Genomic DNA, 2,486 nt, shown 5'->3' on the forward strand with positions numbered 1-2,486 from the left:
GAAAAAGATATAGAGACTATTTTCAGAAGAGCGCAGTTAGCCTTTAATGCCTGGGTTAGCCTTCCACCGGAACAGCGTACTGCAAACGCTATACTCAATACCCTGGATTTTGATTTTTTCGAATTACTGGATAGCGTCACCATTGCCCGTTCCCGCCGACACATTGAAACTTTTTACGATACTGCCGATATAGGCAAATTTCCTGAACGTCGAAAGCCTTTGTCTTTTCATTGCGCATTAACGCAACGTGAAGACGTTATTGGCTTCAACGATATTTTCGGGCAACTGTCATTACTCAAACTCGCCGTTTACGCCCCGATCAGTTACATTCTGCCCAGCCGTCTACCCAAGTATGAAGCTATCTATGATACGCAGGTGCGCGGTGGTAAAGGTAAGTTGCGGCAAGCAGACCGCGAGAAAAGCCTGCAAGCACTGATGGTCACCAATTTATTAAAGCGGCTGGAAAGTTCGGTAGAAGCCTTCCGGTTAACGTTAAATGGGTTAAAAGAGAACCATCAAAAAACGTTGGATAAAATTGCCAAATTCCAACAAACCGGCTTAGCCGCCAACTTTGCCGATGTCAGTGCCGCATTTGAAAACAGTTCTGAAGACGATGATGAATTCCCGATGCCGGACGATGCTAGCATTGGTAACAAAGTCCAAATCAGTCTAAGCGATATGGATTTACCCTCATGGCAATATGACTTAAATGCTGATCTGTTCGTCATTGAGGCGTTGCTGACAGAAATGCACAAAATAACCCCCGCTGATGATTTTAAGCTGCAACACCTCAAAAGCCATATCCATGAAAAGCTGGCTGCGCCCATCAATGCCGGCAATAAAAAAGTATTGGTTTTTACAGCCTTTGCCGATACCGCAAACTATTTGTATACGCACCTGGCAGAAAGTTTATTGGCTAGCCATCAGCTCCATACCGGCAAAGTCACCGGTAGTGACAGCCCCAAATCAACACTTAAAAAAACTTACGACTTTCAATCGTTGCTGACTTTATTTTCGCCCCGCTCCAAAGACAAAGCCGCCATTTTGTCTGAAGAACCCGCTGAAATTGACATCTTAATTGGTACTGATTGCATCTCGGAAGGCCAAAACCTACAAGATTGTGATTATCTGATTAATTACGACATTCATTGGAACCCTGTGCGTATCATTCAACGTTTTGGTCGTATAGACCGGATTGGTTCACAAAATACTTGTATTCAATTAGTCAATTACTGGCCCGACATTTCTCTGGATGAATATATCAATCTAAAAGAACGGGTTGAAAATCGCATGATGATTGCCGATGTCACTGCGACTGGCGATGATAATGTGTTAAGCGCCCAAGCTAACGATGTGGCTTACCGTAAAGAGCAATTGCGCCGCTTACAAGAAGAAGTGGTTGAAATGGAAGACTTGAAAACCGGTGTTTCCATTACTGATTTAGGTTTAAACGACTTCCGTATGGATTTGCTTAATTACGTCAAAAGCAATGGTGATTTAGCCAGTATTCCCACCGGTATGCACGCGGTTGTACCCGACAATTCAGCATTAGGTTTGCTGCCAGGTGTCATATTTACGCTCCGTAATCGCCATCAAGGTATCAACCTTAACCAACATAACCGGCTACATCCCTATTATCTGGTGTACATTGGGCAAATGGGCGAGATTATTGCCGACCACACCGAAGCCAAGCGTTTACTGGATTTAGCGCGTGCTGCCTGTAAAGGTCAAATCCAACCTATCACGTCGGCTTGTCAGTTGTTTAATCAGGCAACCCATGATGGTCGGACGATGCAAACCTACTCCAATTTACTGGATCAAGCTATTCGTTCAATGGTTGAAGTAAAAGAAGAAAAAGACCTGGATAGTTTATTCAGCGGCGGCAAAACCACAGCGTTAACCAACACCATTGCCGGATTAGATGATTTTGAGCTGATAAGCTTTTTAGTGATTCAAGCTCAGCCATGAGTCCCGCCCTGTTTGCCTATCCGCCTAATGCTCTGTTTGGCCGCGTATTACCCAAGAATAAGATTTACGAACACGCCGCCCCTAGTAGTGCATTAAAAGCACTCTTTGTACAACAGGTTGAGCAAATCGTCTGGCAATACAAACTGGCACCCGAAACCATTAATCTACCCGCCAAAGCAGCAGTACCTGAAATTCAAATTTTTAACATTAGCTTAAAAACACCTGAACTTAACGAAGACGTATTACGCTGTATCGATCAAGCCATTCCATTTCCTATCTTTTACCAGCTTACCTTTACCCAACGTATCCAAATTAAGGCGGCTTATAAATGGCCCAGTGAAGCCGATATCAGTAAATGGGTGGTCGATGGTTACTTTGCCACCGAGTGGCAATCGATAGATACTGAAGGTACGACATTACCGCTAGCTCTGGATTTAGGCGCACTGTACGAACTTATGCTAAGGCAGTTGCTACCTTTACCACCTAGAACAGGCGAATCTATAAAAGCACAAATGGAA

Annotated in this window: 2 protein-coding genes; both read left to right on the plus strand. The window is 44.0% G+C overall.

Annotated features, from left to right (window positions below; all coding sequences use genetic code 11):
- Positions 1 to 1,968: C-terminal helicase domain-containing protein (locus CRENPOLYSF2_RS02355; RefSeq protein ID WP_140396772.1), on the plus strand; the 1,968-nt coding region annotated here is incomplete at its 5' end.
- The coding region (locus CRENPOLYSF2_RS02360) for a DUF4391 domain-containing protein (RefSeq protein WP_087142362.1) at positions 1,965 to 2,486 on the plus strand (522 nt) is incomplete at its 3' end. The genes CRENPOLYSF2_RS02355 and CRENPOLYSF2_RS02360, both read left to right, overlap by 4 nt.

Origin of the sequence: Crenothrix polyspora (assembly GCF_900163755.1) — a bacterium.
In the GTDB taxonomy this organism is placed as follows: Bacteria; Pseudomonadota; Gammaproteobacteria; order Methylococcales; family Methylomonadaceae; genus Crenothrix; species Crenothrix polyspora.